Source organism: Streptomyces niveiscabiei, from assembly GCF_001419795.1.
Taxonomy (GTDB): Bacteria; Actinomycetota; Actinomycetes; order Streptomycetales; family Streptomycetaceae; genus Streptomyces; species Streptomyces niveiscabiei.
Window position 1 is genome coordinate 1 of the sequence record NZ_LIRL01001082.1, and the last position, 6756, is coordinate 6756.

Below are 6756 nucleotides of genomic sequence, written 5' to 3' on the forward strand. Positions count from 1 at the left end.
GCGCGCGCCGGTCGGCCGGGGGTCCGGGGGCTGTCCCCCGGGAATCAGTCCGGTGGTCATTACGTCGGCCGCCCCTCCGATGCCCGCTCGTGCTCGTGCCACCGCCCAGACCGGGTCGGGCCGGCGCGGCTGGACAGCCTTGTGCAAGGTTACTGACCTTCCGAGGTGTCGCGGATGCCGGTCGCCCGTGTTTCCCGTACCCGGAGTGTGCGGACGATGTGTGCAGCCGCCGGAGTGTTATGGCCGTGTTCAGGGAGGGTGAAACACTGGGCAAGCTTCTTGTGAAGGTCCGGGCAGACCGGGTGTCTTCTGTGTACGTCGGGCAGCAGCCTTCACTGTGGCCTGATTACATCGGGCAGCGACACACGGCAGTAGTGATTCGGCGAGCGGTACGAGCGGTAGGGGTCGACCCGTGCGGGAGGGACAAGTGGAGTCTGGCGCAGCGACGCGTGGCACGAAGACGCGCGCGAAGGGCGGGCCGTCCCTGAACAGGACGCGCGCCTCACGCGCGGGAGGGACGACCGTGGTCGACACGGCCGCCCTGAACCGTCTTCTGGCCGCCTTGGTGTCCATGCGGGACGGCAACTTCCGCAAGCGGCTCACCGTGTCCGGCGACGGAGTGATGTCCGAGATCGCGGCCGTCTACAACGAGGTGGCCGACCGGAACCTGCATCTGACGGGTGAACTGGCGCGCGTACGGCGCGTGGTGGGGCGTGAGGGCAAGCTCACCGAGCGGCTGGAGACCGGCGTCTGCGAGGGCTCGTGGGCGGCTGCCATCGACGCCTCGAACTCGCTGGTGGACGACTTGGCGCGGCCGGTGTCCGAGGTCAGCCGGGTGCTGTCGGCGGTCGCGGACGGCGATCTGTCGCCGCGCATGGAGCTGCGCGCGCACACGCAGGAGGGTGCGGGGCATCCGCTGCGGGGGGAGTTCCTGAAGGTCGGGCGGGTCGTCAACAACCTCGTCGACCAGCTGTCGACGTTCACCGACGAGGTCACGCGCGTGGCCAGCGAGGTGGGCACCGAGGGGAAGCTCGGCGGGCAGGCGCAGGTGCGCGGGATGTCCGGTTCGTGGAAGGACCTGACCGAATCGGTCAACACGATGGCGGACCGTTTGACCGCACAGGTGCGCGATATCGCGCTGGTGACGACGGCGGTCGCCAACGGTGATCTGTCGCGGAAGGTCACCGTCCATGTGGCCGGCGAGATGCTGGAGCTGAAGGAGACCGTCAACGCGATGGTCGACCGGCTGTCGGCGTTCTCCTCCGAGGTGACCCGGGTGGCCCGCGAGGTGGGCACCGAGGGCATCCTCGGCGGGCAGGCGCAGGTGCGCGGTGTGGACGGGGTGTGGAAAGAGCTCACCGACTCCGTGAACACGATGGCCGGGAACCTGACGGACCAGATGCGCGGGATCGCCGAGGTGACGACGGCCGTCGCCAACGGTGACCTGACGAGGAAGGTGACCGTACCCGCGCGCGGAGAGATCGCCCAGCTCGCGGACACGATCAACCAGATGACCGACACGCTGCGGATCTTCGCGGACGAGGTCACGCGCGTCGCCAACGAGACGGGTTCCGAAGGGCGCCTGGGCGGGCAGGCGAACGTACCCGGCGTGTCGGGGACCTGGAAGGACCTCACCGACTCGGTCAACACGGTGTTCCGCAACCTCACCACGCAGGTGCGGGACATCGCGCAGGTGACGACGGCGGTGGCCAGCGGCGATCTGTCGCAGAAGGTGACCGTCGACGTGGCGGGGGAGATGCTGGAGCTGAAGAACACCGTCAACGGGATGGTGGACCAGCTCTCCGCGTTCGGTGCCGAGGTCACGCGCGTGGCGCGTGAGGTCGGCGTCGAAGGTGAGCTGGGCGGGCAGGCGCAGGTGATGGGGGCGGCCGGCACCTGGAAGGACCTCACCGACTCCGTCAACACGGCGTTCCGCAACCTCACCGGACAGGTGCGCAACATCGCGCAGGTGACGACGGCCGTGGCGGACGGCGACCTGTCGCAGAAGGTGACCGTCGACGTCTCCGGCGAGATGCTCCAGCTGAAGAACACCGTGAACCGGATGGTCGACCAGCTGTCGCTGTTCGCGGACCAGGTCACCAAGGTGGCGCGGGACGTGGGCACGGAGGGGCGCCTCGGCGGGCAGGCGCGCGTGGACGGGGTGTCGGGGACGTGGAAGGAACTGACCGATTCCGTCAACTTCATGGCGGGAAATCTGACCTCCCAGGTGCGTCAGATCGCTCAGGTGACGACAGCGGTGGCGCGCGGTGACCTGTCGCAGAAGATCGACGTGGACGCGCGCGGGGAGATCCTGGAGCTGAAGAACACCATCAACACGATGGTCGACCAGCTCTCCTCGTTCGCCGAGCAGGTGACCCGGGTGGCCCGCGAGGTGGGCACCGACGGGCGCCTGGGCGGGCAGGCGCAGGTGCCCGGGGTGGCCGGGGTGTGGCGGGACCTCACGGACTCCGTGAACGGCATGGCGTCCAACCTGACCGGGCAGGTCCGCAACATCGCGCAGGTCGCCACCGCGGTCGCGCGCGGTGACCTCTCCCAGAAGATCACCGTGGACGCGCGCGGGGAGATCCTGGAGCTGAAGAACACGCTGAACACGATGGTGGACCAGCTGTCGTCGTTCGCGGAGCAGGTGACCCGGGTCGCGCGCGAGGTGGGCACCGAGGGCATCCTCGGCGGTCAGGCGGAGGTGCAGGGCGTCTCCGGGACCTGGAAGGACCTCACGCAGTCCGTCAACTTCATGGCGAACAACCTGACCACCCAGCTGCGCAACATCGCCGAGGTCACCACCGCCGTCGCCAAGGGCGACCTGTCGAAGAAGATCACCGTCGACGCCAAGGGCGAGATCCTCGAACTGGTGACGACCGTCAACACGATGGTCGACCAGCTGTCGTCGTTCGCGGAGCAGGTCACGCGCGTCGCGCGCGAGGTGGGCACCGAAGGCATCCTGGGCGGGCAGGCGCACGTACCCGGGGTCACCGGTATCTGGAAGGACCTCAGCGACAACGTCAACCTGATGGCCAAGAACCTCACCATGCAGGTGCGCAACATCTCGCAGGTCGCGGTGGCCGTCGCCAACGGCGACCTGACGCGGCAGGTGACGATCGAGGCGCGCGGCGAGGTCCAGCAACTCGCCGACACGTTCAACACGATGGTGCGGACGCTGAGCTCGTTCGCCGAGCAGGTCACCAAGGTGGCCCGCGAGGTGGGTACGGACGGCATCCTGGGCGGCCAGGCCCACGTACCCGGCGTGTCGGGGACCTGGAAGGACCTCACCGAGTCGGTGAACCAGATGGCGTCCAACCTGACCGGGCAGGTCCGCAACATCGCGATGGTGACGACGGCCATCGCCAAGGGCGACCTCACCAAGAAGATCGACATCGACGCGCGCGGCGAGATCCTCGAACTGAAGACGACGATCAACACGATGGTCGACCAGCTGTCCTCGTTCGCCGAGGAGGTCACGCGCGTCGCGCGCGAGGTGGGCACCGAGGGGCAGCTCGGCGGACAGGCGCGCGTGCGGGACGTCGACGGGACGTGGCGCGACCTCACCGAGTCCGTCAACGAGATGGCCGGGAACCTCACCCGGCAGGTGCGCGCGATGTCCCGGGTGGCGACCGCGGTGACCAGGGGCGACCTCAGCCTGAAGATCGACGTGGACGCCTCCGGGGAGATCCAGGAACTTCAGGACTACATCAACAAGATGATCGCCAACCTGCGCGACACCACGATCGCCAACAAGGAGCAGGACTGGCTGAAGGGCAACCTCGCGCGCGTGTCGGCGCTGCTCCAGGGCCGCCGCGACCAGGAGGACGTGGCCTCGCTGATCATGAGCGAGCTGCCGCCGCTGGTCGCCGCCCAGCACGGTGCGTTCTTCCTCGGCATGCCGGCCCCCGACGCCGGTCCCGACCAGTACGAGCTGCGCATGCTCGGGTCGTACGGCTACTCGATGGGGTCCATGCCGACGTCGTTCAGGCCCGGTGAGGCGCTCGTGGGGACGGCCGCGCTGGAGAAGCGCACGATCCTCGTGTCCAACGCGCCCAGCGGCTACCTGAAGATCTCCTCCGGGCTCGGGGAGGCGCCGCCCGCGCAGGTGATCGTCCTGCCGGTGCTGTTCGAGGGCAAGGTGCTCGGGGTGATCGAGCTGGCGTCCTTCGGAGAGTTCACGCAGATCCAGAAGGACTTCCTGAACCAGATCGCCGAGATGATCGCCACCAGCGTCAACACGATCTCCGTCAACACCAAGACCGAGCGGCTGCTGAAGCAGTCGCAGGAGCTGACCGAGCAGCTCCAGGAGCGCTCCGGCGAGCTGGAGCAGCGGCAGAAGGCGCTCCAGGCGTCCAACGCCGAACTGGGCGAGAAGGCCGAGCTGCTGGCCCGGCAGAACCGGGACATCGAGGTCAAGAACACCGAGATCGAGGAGGCGCGGCAGGTCCTGGAGGAGCGCGCCGAGCAACTCGCCGTGTCCATGCGGTACAAGAGCGAGTTCCTCGCCAACATGTCGCATGAGCTGCGCACCCCGCTCAACTCGCTGCTCATCCTCGCCAAGCTGCTCGCCGACAACGCCGACGGCAACCTCTCCCCGAAGCAGGTCGAGTTCGCCGAGACCATCCACGGCGCCGGGTCCGACCTGCTCCAGCTGATCAACGACATCCTCGACCTGTCGAAGGTCGAGGCGGGCAAGATGGACGTCTCCCCGACGCGCATCGCCCTCGTACAGCTCGTGGACTACGTGGAGGCCACCTTCCGGCCGCTGACCGCCGAGAAGGGCCTCGACCTGTCCGTACGGGTCTCCCCGGAGCTGCCCGCCACCCTCCACACCGACGAGCAGCGCCTGTTGCAGGTGCTGCGCAACCTGCTGTCCAACGCGGTCAAGTTCACCGACTCCGGCTCGGTGGAGCTGGTGATCCGGCCCGCCGGCGCGGACGTCCCCGTCGTGATCCGGCAGCAGCTGCTGGAGACCGGTTCGCTGACCGACGCGGACGCCCCGCTGATCGCGTTCTCCGTCACCGACACCGGCATCGGGATCGCGGCCAGCAAGATGCGGGTGATCTTCGAGGCGTTCAAACAGGCCGACGGCACGACGAGCCGCAAGTACGGCGGTACGGGTCTTGGGCTGTCGATCTCGCGGGAGATCGCGCAGCTGCTCGGCGGTGAGATCTACGCCCAGAGCGAGCCGGGCCGGGGGTCCACGTTCACCCTGTACCTGCCGGTGCGGCCCAGCGAGCTGCCTCCGCAGGGCTACCAGCAGGTCGTCCCGGCGCTGGAGGCGGGCGACCTGGTGGCCTCGGAGAACGGGCACGGCGAGCTGACCGCGTCGGTCGAGCCGGAGATCGAGACGCCGGCCGAGGTGAAGTCGTACCGCGAGACGCAGAACGGCGCGGCGGCGCTCTTCCGGCGCCGGCGGCGTGCGGGAGGTGAGGAGAACGGGGAAACGGCGTCCTACGCGCGCGTGAACATCCTCTTCGGCGGCGACAAGGTGCTCATCGTCGACGACGACATCCGCAACGTCTTCGCGCTCACCAGCGTCCTGGAACAGCACGGGCTGACCGTCCTGTACGCCGAGAACGGGCGCGAGGGCATCGAGGTCCTGGAGCAGCACGACGACGTCGCCGTCGTCCTGATGGACATCATGATGCCGGAGATGGACGGGTACGCGACGACCTCCGCGATCCGCAGGATGCCGCAGTTCTCCGGGCTGCCGATCATCGCGCTCACCGCGAAGGCGATGAAGGGCGACCGGGAGAAGGCCATCGAGTCCGGTGCGTCCGACTATGTGACCAAGCCGGTGGACCCGGACCACCTGCTGTCCGTGATGGAGCAGTGGATGCGGGAAGGGTGACGGAAAGGGTGTGGAGGTGCCGTGACGCGCTGACTCAGGGTGGTCGGAGCTGGGCAGCGGGACGGTGTTCGGGGAACCTTCTGGTCTCCCGCCACGTTCCTGCTACGTGCACTGTGACATCGCGGTGACAGGGTGTGGCGGCGGTCGGGGTGCGGCTACCATGACCGGCACAAGGAAGGGCGGCGCAAAGGATGTCGTCCCCAGGGGCGGCGCCCGGTGCACTGCCGGGGCGAGGAGGGCGGGCCATGGTGCAGAAGGCCAAGATCCTCCTGGTCGATGACCGGCCGGAGAATCTGCTGGCGCTGGAGGCGATCCTCTCGGCGCTGGATCAGACACTGGTGCGGGCATCGTCCGGGGAAGAGGCGCTCAAAGCACTGCTGACGGACGACTTCGCGGTCATTCTGCTGGACGTCCAGATGCCGGGAATGGATGGATTCGAGACGGCCGCGCACATCAAGCGTCGGGAGCGGACCAGGGACATTCCGATCATCTTCCTCACCGCGATCAACCACGGGCCGCACCACACGTTCCGGGGGTACGCGGCGGGGGCGGTGGACTACATCTCCAAGCCGTTCGATCCGTGGGTGCTGCGGGCGAAGGTCTCCGTCTTCGTCGAGCTGTACATGAAGAACTGTCAGCTCCGGGAGCAGGCCGCTCTGTTGCGGCTCCAGCTCGACGGGAACGGGCGGCCGGGTGTCGACGGGGGCAAGGAGGCGCCGGGGCTGCTCGCGGAGCTGTCCGCGCGGCTCGCGGCGGTCGAGGAGCAGGCCGAGGCGTTGTCGAAGCAGCTCGATGACGATTCCGCCGATGCGGCTGCGGTGGCTACTGCGGCGCATCTGGAGCGGAAGCTGACGGGGTTGCGGCGGGCGCTGGACGCGTTGGAGCCGGGGGCCGGGGGT

At 68.4% G+C, this 6756-nt stretch carries 2 protein-coding genes; both read left to right on the forward strand.

The genetic code is table 11. The features are described from left to right. The first annotated feature begins 427 nt into the window (after positions 1-427). The gene (locus AOK24_RS40125; protein ID WP_079057240.1) at positions 428-5857 is read left to right on the forward strand and encodes a HAMP domain-containing protein; all 5430 of its coding nucleotides are present in this window, start codon (positions 428-430) and stop codon (positions 5855-5857) included. A gap of 245 nt (positions 5858-6102) precedes the next feature. Beyond that, a partial coding sequence (locus AOK24_RS40130; protein WP_055724843.1) for a response regulator occupies positions 6103-6756 on the forward strand: 654 nt, incomplete at its 3' end.